The sequence below is a fragment of the Nocardioides sp. genome (genome assembly GCF_047607185.1).
Classification (GTDB): domain Bacteria; phylum Actinomycetota; class Actinomycetes; order Propionibacteriales; family Nocardioidaceae; genus Nocardioides.
The window spans coordinates 40,538-57,326 of the sequence record NZ_JASGDQ010000056.1 but is presented as its reverse complement, the minus strand read 5'-3'; the positions used below and the strand labels follow the sequence as shown (position 1 = coordinate 57,326).

The following is a 16,789-nucleotide window of genomic DNA, read 5'->3' as shown; positions in this document are numbered from 1 at the left end:
TAGTCAACCAGACCGGTGGTCGGCGGCTCAGGGCCGGAACGACTCGGCCAGCTTGATCAGCAGGTCGCCGGCCTCGGGCTCGCCGATGGAGGCCCGGACGCCGTCGCCGAGCGGCCGGACGACCAGGCCGAGCTCCGCCGCGGCGGCGGCGAGCTCGCTCACCCGCACGGTGGGGAGCCAGACGAAATTGCCTTGGGCCTCGGGGACGCTCCAGCCGGCGGCCCGTACGCCGGCCAGGACGCGGTCGCGCTCGGCGACCAGGGCGTCGACCCGCGCCAGCAGCTCGGCCTCGGCGGCGAGCGAGGCGACCGCGGCGGCCTGGCCGGCGGTGGAGACGCCGAACGGCAGCGCCACCGCCCGCAGCGCGCCGGCGATCTCGGGAGTGGAGATCGCGTAGCCGACCCGGAGCGCCGCCAGCCCGTAGGCCTTGGAGAAGGTCCGGGTCAGCACCACATGGGGGAAGTCGCGCGCCAGCGCCAGGCCGTCGACCGGGTCCGCCATTCTGACGAACTCCAGGTAGGCCTCGTCGACGACCACGAGCACGTGAGCGGGCACGGTGCCCAGGAAGCCGGCCAGCTCGGTGTGGGTCAGCGCCGGCCCGGTCGGGTTGTTGGGGGTGCACACCAGCAGCACCTTGGTCCGGTCGGTGACCGCCGCCGCCATCGCCGGCAGGTCGTGGCGGGCGTCGGCGGTGAGCGGCACCTGCACCGACCGCGCGCCCGCGACGGTGACCGCGATCGGATAGGCCTCGAAGGAGCGCCAGGCGTAGACCACCTCGTCGCCCGGCTCGCAGAACGCGGCGAGCAGCTGATAGATCAGCGACACCGACCCGGTGCCCAGCGCGAGTCGATCGGTCGCGACGCCGAACCGCGCCGCCAGGGCGTCGTACAGCGCCGTCGCGCCCATGTCGGGATAGCGGTTGAGGGCGTCCAGCGTGGCCGTCGTCGCCGCCAGCACGCCGGGCAACGGGGGATAGGGGTTCTCGTTGGCGGAGAGCTTGAAGGCGCCCTGCGGGGCGGGCCGCCCGGGCGTGTACGGCGGCAGGTCGGCGAGATGGGGGCGTGGCGTCGGTGTCACGGCCACACCGTAGTAGCCTGTCGCGGCTAATTCGCCGCTATCGCGGCGCCCTCCCCCCGCACCTCGCGGCGTTGCCGACGCTCGACAGGCCACCGGCCTGCCTTCGCGCCGGCGCCTTGCGAGGCACGCACCCGGACACCGCGCTACCACGCGCTTTAGCCGCGACAGCCTACTAGTAACCGCTCCGGCCGGCACGAGACGGCGCGTTTGTTACCGGCAGGCAACAGAACCTTGGCAGGCTTGCGGGCGTGAGCATCAAGGTCGCCCTCGAGCACCGCACCAGTTACGAGTTCGCCCGGCCGGTGGCCCTCGCCCCGCACGTGGTCCGGCTGCGGCCAGCGCCGCACACCCGCACCCCGATCGAGGCCTACTCCCTCGACGTCACGCCGGCGAACCACTTCGTCAACTGGCAGCAGGACCCGTTCGGCAACTGGCTGGCGCGGCTGGTCTTCCCGGAGAAGGTCGAGAGGCTGGAGATCACCGTCGGCCTGGTCGCCGACCTGATGGTGATCAACCCCTTCGACTTCTTCATCGAGGAGTACGCCGAGCGGTTCCCGTTCGACTACGAGCCGGCGCTGCTCGCCGACCTGGCGCCGTACCTGCGGCCGGTCGAGGACTCCGCCGCGACGGCCGCCTGGCGCGAGCGGCGCCCGGCGCTCCCGGCCGACGGGGTGCCGACGGTGGCATTCCTGAGCGACCTCAACGCCGCCGTCCACGCCGCCGTCGCCTACAGCGTGCGCCTGGAGCCCGGCGTGCAGACCCCCGACGAGACGCTGGCCAGGGCGATCGGCTCCTGCCGGGACTCGGCCTGGCTGCTGGTCGCGCTGCTGCGGCAGTACGGCCTCGCTGCCCGCTTCGTCTCCGGCTACCTCGTCCAGCTCGCCGCCGACCAGGCCGCGCTCGACGGGCCGAGCGGGCCGAGCGAGGACTTCACCGACTTGCACGCCTGGTGCGAGGTCTTCGTCCCCGGGGCCGGCTGGGTCGGCCTCGACCCGACCTCGGCGCTGTTCGCCGGCGAGGGCCACATCCCGCTGTCGGCCACGCCCCATCCCAGCAGCGCCGCGCCGATCACCGGCGCCTCCGAGCCGGTCGAGGTCGCCTTCTCCTTCCACAACGAGGTCAGGCGCGTCCACGAGGACCCCCGGGTCACCAAGCCCTACACCGAGGAGGCCTGGCGCCGTATCGACGAGCTCGGCGAGGCCGTCGACGCCCGGCTGCGTGCCGGCGACGTCCGGCTGACGATGGGCGGCGAGCCCACCTTCGTCAGCCTCGACGACCAGACCAGCGCCGAGTGGAACACCGCGGCCGACGGCCCGCACAAGCGCCGGCTCGCCGAGGACCTGGCCGCCCGGCTGCGCGAGGTCTACGCCAAGGGCGGCGTGGTCCACCGCGGCCAGGGCAAGTGGTACCCCGGCGAGCCGCTGCCACGCTGGAATATCGCCCTCCAGTGGCTCGCCGACGGCACCCCGCTGTGGTCGGACGTCAGCCTCTTCGCCGACCCCCGGGACGACGCCGGCGACCAGGCCGCCGGTGACCAGGCCGAGGCGCTCGCCCGGCGGCTGACCGCCGTGCTCGGCCTGCCCGAGGAGCAGCTGCTGGCGGCCTACGAGGACCCGCTCGCCGTCCTCGCCGCGCAGGTCCGCCAGCCGGCCGGCCCGCGACCCGAGGGCTCCTCCCAGGAAGTCAACCCCGAGGAGATCACCGCCGACTCGCTCAAGACCCTCGACGACGACATCACCGCCCCGACCGGCTGGGTGCTCCCGCTCAACACCGCCGGCGGCGCCTGGACCAGCGCCCGCTGGTCGTTCCGGCGCGGGCGGCTGGTGCTGCTGCCCGGCACCAGCCCGGTGGGGCTGCGGCTGCCGCTGGACTCCGTCTCCTGGGCCGACCCGGAGTTCGCCGGCGAGCCGTCGTACCTCCATGCCGGGCCGCCGCTCGACCCGGCCGTCCCCCAGGTCGAGATCGTCGACCCGGAGGGCGCGGCCACCACCGCGCTGGCGATCGAGGCCCGCGACGGCCGGGTCCACGTCTTCCTGCCGCCGGTCGACCGGCTCGAGGACTATGCCGCGCTGCTCCACGCCATCGAGCAGGCGACCGACGGCAGCCCGATCGTGCTGGAGGGCTACGGACCACCGCCGGACCCCCGGCTCACCCAGCTCGTGGTCACCCCCGACCCCGGCGTGATCGAGGTCAACGTGCAGCCGACCTCCTCCTGGGCCGAGCAGCGGGACCTGACCGAGACGCTCTACGAGCAGGCCCGGCTCGCCCGGCTCTCCACCGAGAAGTTCGACCTCGATGGCCTCCACACCGGCACCGGCGGCGGCAACCACATCACCCTGGGAGGTACGACGCCTGCGGACTCGCCGCTGCTGCGGCGGCCCGACCTGCTGGTCAGCCTGATCACCTACTGGCAGCGCCACCCGTCGCTGTCCTACCTCTTCTCCGGCCGGTTCATCGGCCCGACCTCGCAGGCGCCGCGCTTCGACGAGGGCCGCCCCGAGGCCGTCTACGAGATGGAGATCGCCTGCCGCGAGATCGAGCGGCTGGTCGCCGAGCAGGAGCGCGAGGGCCTGGAGCCACGACCCTGGCTGGTGGACCGGGCGCTGCGGCACCTGCTCACCGACCTGACCGGCAACACCCACCGCGCCGAGTTCTGCGTCGACAAGCTCTACTCGCCGGACAGCAGCCGCGGCCGGCTCGGACTGCTGGAGCTGCGCGGCTTCGAGATGCCGCCACACCCGCGGATGGCGCTGCTGCAGGCGCTGCTGGTGCGCTCCCTGGTCGCGATGTTCTGGGAGCGGCCGCTGCGGGCCCCGCTGGTGCGCTGGGGCACCCGGCTGCACGAGGACTTCCTGCTGCCGCAGGGCTGCCTCGCCGACATCCACGAGGTGGTCCGCGACCTGCGCGACCACGGCATCGCCTTCGAGGAGTCCTGGCTGGACCCCTTCGCCGAGTTCCGGTTCCCTCGGATAGGTTTCACGTCGGTGGACGGCATCGAGCTCGAGCTCCGAGCGGCGATCGAGCCGTGGCACGTCCTGGGGGAGGAGGCGACCGCAGGCGGCACCGCCCGCTATGTCGACTCCAGCGTCGAGAGGATCCAGGTGCGCGTGACAGGGCTCGACCCGCATCGCCATCTCGTCGCCTGCAACGGGGTGCCGCTGCCGCTGACCGCCACCGGCACTCCCGGTGAGTATTACGCCGGCGTCCGCTACCGGGCCTGGCAGCCGTGGAGCGCCCTGCACCCCAGTATCGAGGTGCACGCGCCGCTGCACGTCGACCTCGTCGACGTCCACGACGAGGTCAGCCTCGGCGGGGCGACGTACCACGTCGTGCATCCCGGCGGCCGCAGCTACGACACCCCGCCGGTCAACGCCGGCGAGGCCGAAGCCCGCCGGGCCGGCAGGTTCGAGCCGCGCGGTCACACCCCCGGCCGGCTCGACGTGGCCGCGATGACCGAGCGCGGCCGGCGCGCCGCCAGCGCCGAATACCCCCACCTGTTGGATCTGCGCCGAGCCTGATGACCCTGCTCCGCGACTACGCAGCCCTGCTCACCCAGCCCACCCTCGGGCCGGGGGAGCAGACCCGCTTCGACGAGGTCCTCGGCGCCGACGGCTCGCTGCGGCCCGCCTGGAAGGGCATGGCCGAGGTCGCGGTCTCTCTCACCCCGGCCGACCTGCGCCGGGTCGACGGCGACATCGTCCGCTTCCTCACCGACGACGGCGTCACCTACGCCCGCCCCGGCGAGGGGGTCGGGCCGTGGCGGCTCGACCCGATGCCGCTGGTCGTCGACGCCGCGCAATGGCAGCCGCTGGAGGTCGGCCTGGCCCAGCGGGCCGAACTGCTCAACGCGGTCCTGGTTGACCTCTACGGTGAGCAGCGGCTGCTCGCCGAGGGCATCGTGCCGGCGCCGGTGGTCTTCGGTCACGCCGGCTTCAGCCGGGTGGTCGCCCGGCTCTCCTCGCCGGACCCGCGGCCGCTGGTGCTCGCCGCCACCGACCTCGGCCGCGCCGCCGACGGCGAGTGGCAGGTCATCGGCGACCGCGCCCAGGCGCCGTCGGGCATCGGCTACGCGATGGAGAACCGGCGGGTCATCTCCCGGGTCATGCCCGAGCTCTACCGGGAGGCCGGCCTGCACCGGATGGAGCCCTACTTCTGGGCGCTGCGCTCGGCGCTGATCCAGTCCGCACCCGGTGACCTGGCCGACCCCCGGGTCGTGGTGCTCTCCCCGGGCACCCACTCCGAGACCGCCTACGACCAGGCCTTCCTGGCCTCCACCCTCGGCTTCCCGCTGGTCCAGGGCGGTGACCTGGTCGTCAAGGACGGCTGGGTCTACCTGCGCTCGCCCCACGCGGGCACCGGGCGCAGCGGCCTGGAGCGGGTCGACGTCATCCTGCGCCGGGTGGACGCCTCGTGGTCGGACCCGCTGGAGCTGCGCGGCGAGTCCCAGCTGGGCGTGGCCGGGCTCGTGGAGGCGGTACGACGCGACCGGGTCCGGGTCGTCAACGGCTTCGGCGCCGGCGTACTGGAGAACCCCGGGCTGCTGCCCTACCTCCCCGCCGCCTGCGAGGCGCTGCTCGGCGAGACGCTGCGGCTGCCCTCGATCCCCACCTGGTGGTGCGGCGAGCCCGACGGGCTGGCCGCGGTGCTGGACGGCGAGGACCTGGTCGTCCGCCGCATCGACGGCTCGCCGCACGGCCTGCGCGACCTGCCCCGGGAGGAGGTGGTGCGGCAGATCCGCGAGGAGCCCTACCGCTACGTCGGCCAGCAGTTGCCGGTGCTCTCCCAGGCGCCGACCTGGGAGGTCGGCACGGTGCGGCCCCGGCCGGTCACGCTGCGGACCTTCACGCTGCGCTACGGCTCCGCCTACCGGCCGCTGGTCGGCGGCCTGGCCAGCATCCGCGAGGCCAGCGCCCGCGATCGCGCCACCTGCAGCAAGGACGTCTGGGTGCTCAAGGAGGCGCCCGGCGAGCCCGACCAGGGCCTGGCCGACGTGCAGCCGATGACCCACGCCCGCGCCGCCACGATCCTGGTGCCGCGCGCGCTGGAGGATCTGTACTGGGCCGGCCGCTACGCCGAGCGGGTCGAGGACCTGCTCCGGCTGGTGCTCGCCGCGCACGCCCAGGCCGAGGACTTCAAGACCCGGCCTCGCTCCGCCGGCCACGCCTCGCTGGAGGTGATGATGGCCGCGGTCCGGCGGCTGGCCGGCAGCAGGTACGACGACCTCGACCGGGAGTTCCGCAGCCTGATCCTCGACCGCGACCGGCCCGGCAGCGTGGCGCACTCCCTCGACGGCCTGCGCGACGCGCTGCAGGGCGTGCGCGACCAGCTCTCACTGGACACCTGGCGGATGTTCGGCGTCATCGACCGCGCCGTCGAGTCGCTGCAGGCGAACGACCACAGCCACCAGGTCGCGGAGTCGGCCGGCCGGATGCTGACCGGGCTGCTCTCGCTGCAGGGCGTCACCGCCAGCATGATCCGCGACGCCGGCTGGCACATGATCGCGGCCGGCCGGGCGCTGGAGCGCGGCGTCCAGCTCACCCATCTGCTCCGTGCCACCGCGACCGTGCGGCGCGGCATCGACGTGGACCGCGAGATCCTCACCATGGTGCTGGCGGCGGCCGAGTCGTCGGTCACCCACCGCCGCCGCTACCGCGGCTACGTCCGGCCCGGCGGCGTCCTCGACCTGCTGCTGATGGATCCCGACAACCCGCGCTCGCTGCGGTTCAACCTCACCGAGCTGCGCACGCACCTGCAGGCGATGCCCGCCTCGACCGGGTCCAGCCGGCCGGAGCGGCTGCTCGACGACCTCAGCGACGCCCTCGACCACACCGACGTGCCGTCGCTGGTCCTCATCGGCGGGGTCGGCCGGCCCAACCTGGACGCCTTCCTCGACATGTCGCTGAGCCAGCTGGAGCGGCTCTCCGAGGCGGTCGCCGAGATCCACTTCACCTCCGGGCCGGCGCCCCGGCCGCTCAACGCGCTGACCCGGAGCGTCCCGTGACGTCCTACCAGGTCACCCACACCACGACGTACTCCTATGACGAGGACGTCACCGACAGCCTCGGCATCGCCCACGTCACCCCCCGGGCGCTGCCCTGGCAGCAGGTGGCCTCGACCGAGGTCGTGATCGAGCCCGAGCCGGGCGACCTGTCCACCGACGTCGACTACTACGGCAACACCGTCACCTACTTCCAGGTCACCACCCCGCACACCACGCTCGAGGTCGAGGCCGTCAGCCAGGTCGACGTCGTCGCGCCGGCGTACGACGAGAGCGGCTTCGGCCTCGCCTGGGAGGAGGCCCGGCCGCTGGTCCACCCCGAGCTGCCTGGCGCCTGGCGTGCCACCGACATGGTGGTCGCCTCGCCGCTGGTGGAGACCCCCGAGGAGGCACAGGCCTATGCGGCCTCCTCGCTGAGGCCCGGCCGGCCGCTGGTCGAGGCGGCGGTCGACCTGATGCACCGGATCCACGCCGACTTCGACTACGACAAGGCGGCCACCACCGTCACCTCGACGGTCGAGGAGATCTTCGACGCCCGCGGCGGCGTGTGCCAGGACTTCGCCCACCTGATGCTGGCCTGCCTGCGCGGCCACGGCCTGGCCGCCCGCTACGTCTCCGGCTACCTCGCCACCACCCCACCGCCCGGCAAGCCCCGGCTGGTCGGTGCCGACGCCTCGCACGCCTGGGTCGCCCTCTGGGTCCCGGGCGCCGACGACGGGCAGTGGGTCATGCTCGACCCGACCAACGACCAGTGGGTCGACGACCGCTATGTCACCGTCGGCTGGGGCCGGGACTACGCCGACGTGCCACCGGTGAAGGGCGTCATCTTCACCGAGGCGAAGAAGTCCACGCTGGCGGTCAGCGTCGACGTCGCACCCGTCTGAACGATTCGGCCGAGAGGTCCCGGATGGACCCGCGAGAGGTCTCAGATTGCCCCTCGAGAGGTCCCGGATGGACCCGCGAGAGGTCTCAGAACGCCCCTCGAGAGGTCCCGGATGGACCGACGAAGGGGCAATCAGGGACTCTTCGAGGGGCAATCAGGGACCTCTCGACGGCTAGGCTCGGGACATGTTGGCCTTCCGCTGCCGGGTCTGTGACAACCAGCTCTTCTTCGAGAACTCCCTCTGTGTCGCCTGCGGCACCGCGCTGGGATTCTCCCGCGAGGAGCGGGCGATCGTGCCGGTCGACGACGCCGGTCGCTATGTGGACGAGGACGGCCTGGTCTGGTGGGTCTGCCGCAACCTCAACCTGTCCGGCTGCACCTGGCTGGCCCGGCTCGAGGGTGGCCAGTGCTTCGCCTGCGACCTGACCCGCACCCGGCCCAGCGACGACGACACCGTCGGCCTGGTCAACTTCCACGACGCGGAGCAGGCCAAGCGCCACCTGGTCGTCGAGCTCGACACGCTCGGCTTCCCGATCCTCACCAAGGCCGAGGACGAGCTCAACGGCCTCTGCTTCGACCTGCTGTCCTCGGTCGCCGAGAATGTCACCATCGGCCACGCCGACGGCGTCATCACCATCGACCTGGCCGAGAGCGACGACGCCTACCGCGAGAAGATCCGCGCCAAGCTCGACGAGCCCTACCGCACCATGCTCGGTCACTTCCGGCACGAGGTCGGCCACTACTACGAGTGGCAGCTGGTCCAGGGCGACCTGATCGGGTCCGCCCGCGAGCTGTTCGGCGACGAGAGCGAGTCCTACGCCGACGCGCTGGAGCGCCACTACGAGGAGGGCGCGCCGGCCGGCTGGGAGGAGAGCTTCATCTCGACGTACGCCACCATGCACCCCTTCGAGGACTTCGCCGAGACCTTCGCCCACTACCTCCACATCTGCGACACCATCGAGTCCGCGAGGGAGTACGGCGTCTGGGGCTCCGGTCCGCTGCCCGGCTCGTTCCCGCGGCTGATCAGTGAGGTGTGGGTGCCGCTGACGACGGCGCTCAACGTGATCAACCGCAGCATGGGCCGGGAGGATCTCTACCCCTTCGTCATCCCGCCGCCGGTCGTCGACAAGCTGGACTTTGTCGCGACTCTGCCGCGCTGATCCGGAGTTCGTTCTATGGTCTGCTGGTGAACATCCGGTATCGTCCAGCCGCCCTCGGCGCGGCGCTCGCCGCCGTCTTGGCGGCATCCGCGTTGACGCCCCTCGCTCCGGTGGCCTCGGCGGACCCGCCGAGCTTCGAGATCGTCCTCACCGCCGGGTCGATGGCGACCAGCGGGGACGACACCGTGTGCACGGCCACCACCAGCGCGTCCGACGACGTCAAGGAGATCCCGGCCTCCGGCGGCTCGGCCAGCGCCGCACTCTCCGCCGCGCAGACGATCACCGACATCGCCACCCAGACGGTGGTCGCCTCCGGCACCACCAGCTCGCAGGTGAGTGCGAGCGTCACCACGGCCGGCGGTGAGCTCCGCAGCCTGACCTTCACCGACAACAGCTCCGCCACGATGAGCGGTGCCACACCGCAGGCCTGCACCGGCGAGAAGGCTCGCAGCGTCGGCGGTGGTCAGGTGCGGCTGGTCCTCCCGGTCGTCCACCCGGGCTGGCTCGAGGTGACCACCCATCGCGGCTACAGCGGCGACGTCGAGTTCCAGGTGAGCGCCGGCTTCTATCCCGGCACCAGCGACGCGAGCGAGCAGAGCGAGCTGGTCAGCTACGACCACGGCACCCACACCAACCGGATGTTCGTGCCCTCCGGCCGCGTCGTCGTCTACGTGAACTCCTACGTCTACGGCTCCACCTTCAGCGACGGCCTCCACTTCCAGTCGAGCAGCGACGCCAGCTCCGTCACCGCCACCTACACCCCGGCCGGGGAGGCGATCGGCACCGCCGCCGGCACCTCCCAGGGCCTGGTCACGCTGCCGGCATCGGCCGACTGTGCCGCCCATGCCGCCACCATCGCGGTGGCGCGGAAGGCACACAAGTGGCAGGCGAAGAAGGTGGTGCTGACCGTCGACGGCAGCCAGGCGCTGACCCTCAAGCCGAAGTCCAACCGCTCGGTGGTGATCCCGGTGCCGGCCTCCGGCGACTTCACCGTCGCCGCCAAGGTGACCGCGACGAAGGCACTGAAGAAGAAGCAGCGGCGCAATCTGCGGGCACAGGGCAAGCGGCTGCCCAAGCCGAAGACCTTCACCGTCCAGCGGACCTACACCGCCTGCGGCTGACCCCGCGCTCGCTCACGAGTGGGGAAGTTCGGCGGCCTTCCGCTCCAGCAGCTCCCGCTCCCGGTCGTTGCCGCACAGCCGGGCGGCCAGCAGCAGCTCCGCCCGCGCCTCCTCGTCGCGGCCCAGCCGCCGCAGCAGCTCGCCGCGGACGGACGGGAGCAGGTGCGAGCCCGCCAGCCGGTCGGCGGCGACCAGCTCGTCGACGATCCCCAGCGCGGTCAACGGTCCGCTCGCCATCGCGACCGCCACCGCCCGGTTGAGGTCGACCACCGGCGAGGGCGCGATCCGGCTCAGCGCTTCGTAGAGCAGCACGATCCGGTTCCAGTCGGTGCGCTCGACCGAGGGCGCCACCGCGTGGCACTCGGCAATGGCGGCCTGGAGACCGTAGGGGCCCAGGCCGGCACTGGTCGCCTGTGCCAGTGCCGCCCGGCCGCGCCGGATCGCGGCGCGGTCCCAGCGCCGGCGGTCCTGGTGCTCCAGCAGCACCGCCTCGCCGTCGGGACCGGTACGGGCCGGGAACCGGGCGGCGGTCAGCTCCATCAGCGCCAGCAGGCCGTAGACCTCGGGCTCCGCCGTCTTCGAGGTCTTCGAGCGGGCGAGCAGCCGGGCCAGCACCCGGGTCAGCCGGATCGCCTCCTGTGCAAGGTCGGGCCGCAACAGGTCTGCACCGGTCGAGGCGGTCGAGCCCTCGGTGAAGATCAGGTAGAGCACGCTCAGTACGCCGGCCAGCCGCTCGCCGCGCTGCTCGGCTCCCGGCACCTCGAACCGGACGCCGGCGGCGGCGATGGTCTTCTTCGCGCGGGTGATCCGCGCCTGCACGGTCGGCACCGGCACCAGGAACGCCCGGGCGATCTGCTCACTGGTCAGGCCGGCGACGACCCGCAGCGTCAGCGCGGCCTGCGCCTCGCGGGAGAGGACCGGGTGGCAGGAGACGAAGATCAGCGTGAGCACGTCGTCGTCGATCCGGTCGGGGTCCCAGGGGAGATCGGTCCGCGCCGGGCCGCCGGAGGTCGTCTGGCCCTCGGCGAGCTCACCGGCCAGGGCGGCGTACCGCTGGTCGAGGGTGGTACGACGCCGCAGCGTGTCGATGGCGCGCCGCCGGGCGGTGGTCAGCAGCCAGCCGCCCGGGTTGGCTGGCCGGCCGTCGCGCGCCCAGGCGACCAGTGCTTCGGCGAACGCCTCCTGAGCGGCGTCCTCGGCCATCGAGAAGTCGCCGGTGTAGCGGGCCAGCGCGCCGACGATCCGGGCCGACTCGATCCGCCAGACGGCCTCGACGGACCGGCGGGTTTGCTCCCGCCGGTCCGCCTGGCCCTCGCTCAGAGCTGGCCGGTCTGCTCGCGCCACTCGCGCTCCCGGATGATCCACTCGTTGTCCTGCGGGAACTCGTCGATCGAGGCGATCCGGCGGATCTCGGTCTTGGCGCCGGGCGCGCGGGGGAGCCGCTTGGACCACTCCACCGCCTCGTCCACGCTGGGGACGTCGAGGATCCAGAAGCCGCCGAACAGCTCCTTGGTCTCGCCGTAGGGGCCGTCGGTGACCAGCGGCGTCTCGCCGGAGTGGTCGACGATGACGCTCAGCTCGGGGTCAAGGCCCTCGGCGGCGACGAGCACGCCGGCCTTGACCATGTCGTCGTTGATCCGGCCCATCGTCTCGATGATCTCCTCGAACGGCACCTCGGCCATCGAGGCCCAGGTCTCGTCGGTGGCGCGCATGATCAGCATGAACTTCGGCATCTTCTTGCTCCTTGTCTCGGTGGTGCTGGTCAGTTGTGGTCGGCCAGCGTGGCCTTCTGTCCACTCCACGAACGGCCACCCCGCCGGATCGACACCGGCCCGAGAATCTTCTCGGAAAAGTTGGTCACATCTTCAACTACCCTGGGATGGTGAGCGGCTACCTGGCGAGGACCGAGTTCGAGCGCGACACCGACTACATCGGCGACCGGATCACGAAGGACGCCCGGCCGCCGTCGTACGGACCGAGGGAGGTGGAGCTGTGGCCGGTCGAGCCCGGCCGCTACCGGCTGATCGCCGCCAAGGCCTGCCCGTGGGCCACCCGCGCCATCATCGTCCGGCAGCTGCTCGGGCTGGAGGACGTCATCGGCCTCGGCACGCCGGGGCCGATCCACGACCAGCGCAGCTGGACCTTCGACCTCGACCCGGACGGGCTCGACCCGGTGCTGGGCATCCACTGGCTCCAGGACGCCTACTTCGAGCGCTTCCCGGACTACCCGCGCGGCATCACCGTGCCGGCGATCGTCGAGGTCGCCTCCGGCCGGGTCGTCACCAACGACTTCCCGTGGATCACCCACGACCTGTTCTTCGAGTGGACCGACTTCCATGCCGACGGCGCCCCCGATCTGTGGCCGGCGGCGGTTCGCGAGGAGATGGAGGCGGTGATGAGGCGCGTCTACACCGAGGTCAACAACGGCGTCTACCGCTGCGGCTTCGCCGGCTCGCAGCAGGCGTACGACGCGGCGTACGTCCGCCTCTTCGACGCGCTCGACTGGCTCGAGGAGCGGCTCGGCCGGACCCGCTACCTGATGGGGGAGGCCATCACCGAGGCCGACATCCGGCTCTACACCACACTGGCGCGCTTCGACGCCGTCTACCACGGCCACTTCAAGTGCAACCGCACCAAGCTCACCGAGCTGCCGAACCTGTGGGGCTACGCCCGCGACCTCTACCAGACCCCCGGCTTCGGCGAGAACACCGACTTCGAGCAGATCAAGGCGCACTACTACGTCGTCCATCACGACATCAACCCCTCCGGCATCGTCCCCGCCGGCCCGGACCTCTCCGGCTGGCTGACAGCACACGGCCGCGGCTGAGGGCCGGCGGTTCGAGCAGCCCGCCGCGGCTGCGGACTCGCCGGTAACCGAACCGCCGCGCTAGGTTTGACTCAGCCTGACTGTGGGCTGGGTCACACCTCCGCGCCACCCCTGCGGGCGCGTGGCCCTCCCGATGAGGACGGTGTTCCGGAGACCCCGGGCAGCCGCCGGACAAAGGAGTGCGATCATGCCCGACCAAGACCACGCCGTACAGCTGCTGACGCCGGAGGGGGAGCGGGTCGAGCACCCCGACTACGCCAGCGACCTCACCGACGACGACCTCCGCTCCCTCTACCGGGACCTGGTGCTGGTGCGCCGGCTCGACGTCGAGGCCACCGCGCTGCAGCGCCACGGCGAGCTGGGCCTGTGGCCGCCGCTGCTGGGCCAGGAGGCCGCGCAGATCGGCGCCGGCCGCGCGCTGCGCGCCCAGGACCACGTCTTCCCGACCTACCGCGAGCACGGCGTTGCCTGGTGCCGCGGGGTCGACCCGCTCCGGCTGCTCTCGCTCTTCCGCGGCTGCGACCAGGGCTCCTGGGACCCCGAGGAGCACCACTTCGGTCTCTACACCGTGGTGATCGGCGCCCAGACCCTGCACGCCACCGGCTACGCCATGGGCGTCCAGCGCGACGGCCTGGTCGGCACCGGCGACCCCTCGCGCGACATGGCGGTGGTCGCCCACCTCGGCGACGGCGCCACCTCGCAGGGCGACGTCAACGAGGCGTTCGTGTTCGCGGCGTCGTACGGCGCTCCGGTGGTGTTCTTCTGCCAGAACAACCAGTGGGCCATCTCCGAGCCGACGACGCGGCAGTCGACCCAAGCGCTCTACCGCCGTGCCGCTGGCTTCGGCTTCCCCGGGGTGCGCGTCGACGGCAACGACGTGCTGGCGACCTACGCGGTGACGAAGGCCGCCCTGCAACGCGCCCGCGACGGCGGCGGCCCGACCTTCGTCGAGGCGTTCACCTATCGGATGGGCGCCCACACCACGACCGACGACCCCACCCGCTACCGGCTCTCCGGCGAGGTCGAGCGGTGGAAGCTGCGTGACCCGATCGCCCGCGTCGAGGCCTACCTGCGGCGGGGCGGGCTGGCGTCGCAGGAGTTCTTCGCCGCCGTCGAGGCCGAGGCCGAGGAGCTGGGCGAGCGGCTCCGGGCCGGCTGTCGGGCGCTGCCCGACCCCGATCCGGTGGCGCTCTTCGACAACGTCTACGGCGAGACGCCGGCGGAGCTGGTCGGCCAGCGTGACGACTATGCCGCCTACCTCGCCTCGTTCGAGGAGGTCGGGGCATGACCGAGCGCCCCAGTGGCACCGCGCTCACGCTCGCGAAGGCGCTCAACGCCGGGCTCCGCAAGGCGATGGAGGACGACCCCAAGGTCGTGCTCATGGGCGAGGACATCGGCCAGCTCGGCGGGGTGTTCCGGGTGACCGACGGGCTGCAGAAGGACTTCGGCGAGGACCGCGTCATCGACACCCCACTGGCCGAGTCCGGCATCGTCGGCACCGCGGTCGGCCTGGCGCTGCGCGGCTACCGGCCGGTGGTGGAGATCCAGTTCGACGGCTTCGTCTACCCCGCCTACGACCAGATCGTCGCCCAGGTGGCCAAGATGCGGTTCCGCTCCGGCGGCCGGATCCCGATGCCGATCGTCATCCGGATCCCGTTCGGCGGCGGCATCGGCGCGGTCGAGCACCACAGCGAGTCGCCGGAGGCGCAGTTCGCGCACACCCCGGGTCTGAAGGTGGTCTCCTGCGCCAACCCCTCGGACGGCTACTGGATGATCCAGCAGGCGATCGCCTCGCCCGACCCGGTGATCTTCCTGGAGCCCAAGCGGCTCTACCACGCGGGCTCCGCGCAGATCGCCGAGGAGCCCGGGCCGCTGTTCGCCTCCTCGGTGGTGCGGCCAGGCTCCGAGGTGACGGTGCTGGCCTACGGGCCGACCGTGTCGGTGGCGCTCGACGCCGCCTCCGCCACCCAGGTCTCGCTGGAGGTCATCGATCTGCGCACCCTCTCGCCGCTGGACGTGGCGCCGGTCATGGAGTCGGTACGGCGCACCGGCCGCTGCGTCGTCGTCCACGAGGCACACGTGTCCTTCGGCATCGGCGCCGAGATCGCCGCCCGGGTCACCGAGGAGTGCTTCTACTCCCTCCAGGCGCCGGTGCTCCGCGTCGGCGGCTTCGACACCCCCTACCCGCCGGCCCGGGTCGAGCACCAGTGGCTGCCCGACCTCGACCGGCTGCTCGACGCGGTGGATCGGTCGGTGGCCTGGTGAGCGAGCTTGCGAGCGGACGATCCGATGCCGTGAGCGAGCTTGCGAGCGAACGATCCGATGTCGTGAGCGAGCTGGCGAGCGGACGGCGGGCGGAGTGATGGACTTCCGCCTGCCCGATGTCGGCGAGGGCCTGGTCGAGGCCGAGCTGGTCTCCTGGCAGGTCGCCGTCGGTGACACCGTCAAGGTCAACGACGTCGTCTGCGAGATCGAGACCGCCAAGTCGGTGGTCGAGCTCCCCTCGCCCTACGCCGGGGTGGTCACCGACCTGCTCGTCCCCGTCGGTGAGACGGTGCCCGTCGGCACCCCCATCATCCGCATCTCCTCCGGTGAGCAGTCCCAAACTGACACCCCCAACCCCGGTGAGCAGTCCCAAACTGACACCCCCAACCCCGGTGAGCAGTCCCAAACTGACACGCCGGGGACCCTGGTGGGCTATGGACCCAAGGCCCGCACCACCAGCCGCCGCGCCCGCCGAGCTCAGCCCTCGCAGCCGACTGCTCGGCCCGCGACCCACGCCGTACTGGCGAAGCCGCCCGTGCGGGCGCTGGCCCGCGAGCTCGGCGTCGACCTGCGCACGGTCACGCCGACGGGACCGAAGGGTGAGGTGACGGCCGAGGACCTGCGCGCGACGTCGTACGAGTCGACGGCCCCGGCTACCACCTCGTATGACGCTGCGGGGAGGGTCACCCGGGAGCCGGTCAAGGGCGTCCGCAAGGCGATGGCCGAGGCGATGACCGCCAGCGCCAACACGGTGCCGCACGTGACGATCTGGACCAGCGTCGACGTCACCGCGACGACCCGGCTCGTCGAGCGACTTCGGCGGGAGCCGACATACGACGGCATCAGGGTCAGCCCGCTGCTGATCCTCGCGAGCGCCTGCATCGAGGCGTTGCGACGCCACCCCTTGCTCAACTCGGTGTTCGCCGGCGAGGAGGTGGTGCTGCGCCACTTCGTCAACCTCGGCATCGCCGCGGCGACGCCGCGCGGGCTGATCGTGCCCAACATCAAGGACGCCGACCTGCTGTCGCTGCCCGACCTCGGCCGGGCGATCAACCGGCTCACCGACATCGCCCGCGAGGGGAAGACTCAGCCCAAGGAGCAGCAGGGCGGCACCTTCACCATCACCAACGTCGGGCCCTTCGGGATGGAGGGCGGTACGCCGATCATCAACCCCGGCGAGTCGGCCATCCTCTGCCTCGGCGCCGTCGCCAAGCGGCCCTGGGCGGTCTCCTCCGACGGCGAGGACCGGCTCGCGATCCGCGACGTCTGCACCCTCAGCCTCAGCTTCGACCATCGCCACATCGACGGTGCTGCCGGTTCGGCCTTCCTGGCCGACGTCGCCGCGGCGATGACCGATCCGTCACACAGGGCCAATTAGGCCAACTGCTGTCCACAGCCGCCCCTCAGACCGCGCTTTCCACAGCGCCGGCATCAGCCGCAGCGACCGACATCAGCCGC

At 72.2% G+C, this 16,789-nt stretch carries 12 protein-coding genes; 9 read left to right on the top strand and 3 right to left on the bottom strand.

What is annotated here, in order from left to right; translation table 11 throughout:
- Positions 1–27: 27 nt before the first annotated feature.
- Entirely contained in the window at positions 28–1,077 is a 1,050-nt protein-coding gene (hisC, locus tag QM595_RS05815) for a histidinol-phosphate transaminase (protein ID WP_415170587.1), read from the bottom strand.
- Between the two features lie 248 nt (positions 1,078–1,325).
- On the opposite strand from hisC, the gene QM595_RS05810 reads away from it, so the two are divergent.
- The 5 genes from QM595_RS05810 (at position 1,326) to QM595_RS05790 (ending at position 10,239) form a co-directional block, all read left to right on the top strand.
- Positions 1,326–4,595, top strand: a complete 3,270-nt coding sequence (locus QM595_RS05810; RefSeq protein ID WP_415170586.1) for a DUF2126 domain-containing protein — start codon at positions 1,326–1,328, stop codon at positions 4,593–4,595.
- Positions 4,595–7,078, top strand: coding sequence for a circularly permuted type 2 ATP-grasp protein (locus QM595_RS05805; RefSeq protein WP_415170585.1), 2,484 nt, complete (start codon positions 4,595–4,597; stop codon positions 7,076–7,078). The genes QM595_RS05810 and QM595_RS05805 overlap by 1 nt, the downstream gene beginning before the upstream one ends.
- Entirely contained in the window at positions 7,075–7,959 is an 885-nt protein-coding gene (locus tag QM595_RS05800) for a transglutaminase family protein (RefSeq protein WP_415170584.1), read from the top strand. Before QM595_RS05805 ends, QM595_RS05800 begins: the two co-directional genes overlap by 4 nt.
- 184 nt (positions 7,960–8,143) lie before the next feature.
- Complete coding sequence (locus tag QM595_RS05795) at positions 8,144–9,118, top strand: putative zinc-binding metallopeptidase (protein ID WP_415170583.1); 975 nt, start codon at positions 8,144–8,146, stop codon at positions 9,116–9,118.
- Between the two features lie 26 nt (positions 9,119–9,144).
- Positions 9,145–10,239, top strand: coding sequence for a hypothetical protein (locus QM595_RS05790; protein WP_415170582.1), 1,095 nt, complete (start codon positions 9,145–9,147; stop codon positions 10,237–10,239).
- 12 nt (positions 10,240–10,251) lie between these two features.
- Here QM595_RS05790 and QM595_RS05785 read toward each other — a convergent pair whose 3' ends face one another.
- Together QM595_RS05785 and QM595_RS05780 are read right to left on the bottom strand one after the other, a co-directional pair.
- A complete protein-coding gene (locus tag QM595_RS05785; RefSeq protein ID WP_415170581.1) occupies positions 10,252–11,583 on the bottom strand; it encodes an RNA polymerase sigma factor in 1,332 nt (443 codons plus the stop codon).
- On the bottom strand, positions 11,556–11,972 hold the full coding sequence (locus QM595_RS05780) for a YciI family protein (RefSeq protein ID WP_415170580.1): 417 nt from the start codon (positions 11,970–11,972) through the stop codon (positions 11,556–11,558). Before QM595_RS05780 ends, QM595_RS05785 begins: the two co-directional genes overlap by 28 nt.
- A 146-nt stretch (positions 11,973–12,118) precedes the next feature.
- On the opposite strand from QM595_RS05780, the gene QM595_RS05775 reads away from it, so the two are divergent.
- The 4 genes from QM595_RS05775 to QM595_RS05760 all read left to right on the top strand — a co-directional run bounded on the left by QM595_RS05775 (position 12,119) and on the right by QM595_RS05760 (position 16,709).
- Positions 12,119–13,066, top strand: a complete 948-nt coding sequence (locus QM595_RS05775) for a glutathione S-transferase family protein (protein WP_415170579.1) — start codon at positions 12,119–12,121, stop codon at positions 13,064–13,066.
- 187 nt (positions 13,067–13,253) lie between these two features.
- Positions 13,254–14,354, top strand: coding sequence for a pyruvate dehydrogenase (acetyl-transferring) E1 component subunit alpha (gene pdhA, locus QM595_RS05770; protein WP_415170578.1), 1,101 nt, complete (start codon positions 13,254–13,256; stop codon positions 14,352–14,354).
- Complete coding sequence (locus tag QM595_RS05765) at positions 14,351–15,331, top strand: alpha-ketoacid dehydrogenase subunit beta (protein WP_415170577.1); 981 nt, start codon at positions 14,351–14,353, stop codon at positions 15,329–15,331. The genes pdhA and QM595_RS05765 overlap by 4 nt, the downstream gene beginning before the upstream one ends.
- Positions 15,332–15,428: 97 nt before the next feature.
- The gene (locus QM595_RS05760) at positions 15,429–16,709 is read left to right on the top strand and encodes a dihydrolipoamide acetyltransferase family protein (protein WP_415170599.1); all 1,281 of its coding nucleotides are present in this window, start codon (positions 15,429–15,431) and stop codon (positions 16,707–16,709) included.
- Positions 16,710–16,789: the final 80 nt, after the last annotated feature.

What these genes read in the sequence shown, in the direction of transcription:
- QM595_RS05805 (WP_415170585.1), top strand. Translation starts at nt 4,595, where the DNA reads ATGACCCTGCTCCGCGACTACGCAGCCCTGCTCACCCAGCCCACCCTC.
- QM595_RS05760 (WP_415170599.1), top strand. Translation starts at nt 15,429, where the DNA reads ATGGACTTCCGCCTGCCCGATGTCGGCGAGGGCCTGGTCGAGGCCGAG.
- pdhA (WP_415170578.1), top strand. Translation starts at nt 13,254, where the DNA reads ATGCCCGACCAAGACCACGCCGTACAGCTGCTGACGCCGGAGGGGGAG.
- QM595_RS05775 (WP_415170579.1), top strand. Translation starts at nt 12,119, where the DNA reads ATGGTGAGCGGCTACCTGGCGAGGACCGAGTTCGAGCGCGACACCGAC.
- QM595_RS05780 (WP_415170580.1), bottom strand. Translation starts at nt 11,972, where the DNA reads ATGCCGAAGTTCATGCTGATCATGCGCGCCACCGACGAGACCTGGGCC.
- QM595_RS05765 (WP_415170577.1), top strand. Translation starts at nt 14,351, where the DNA reads ATGACCGAGCGCCCCAGTGGCACCGCGCTCACGCTCGCGAAGGCGCTC.
- QM595_RS05795 (WP_415170583.1), top strand. Translation starts at nt 8,144, where the DNA reads ATGTTGGCCTTCCGCTGCCGGGTCTGTGACAACCAGCTCTTCTTCGAG.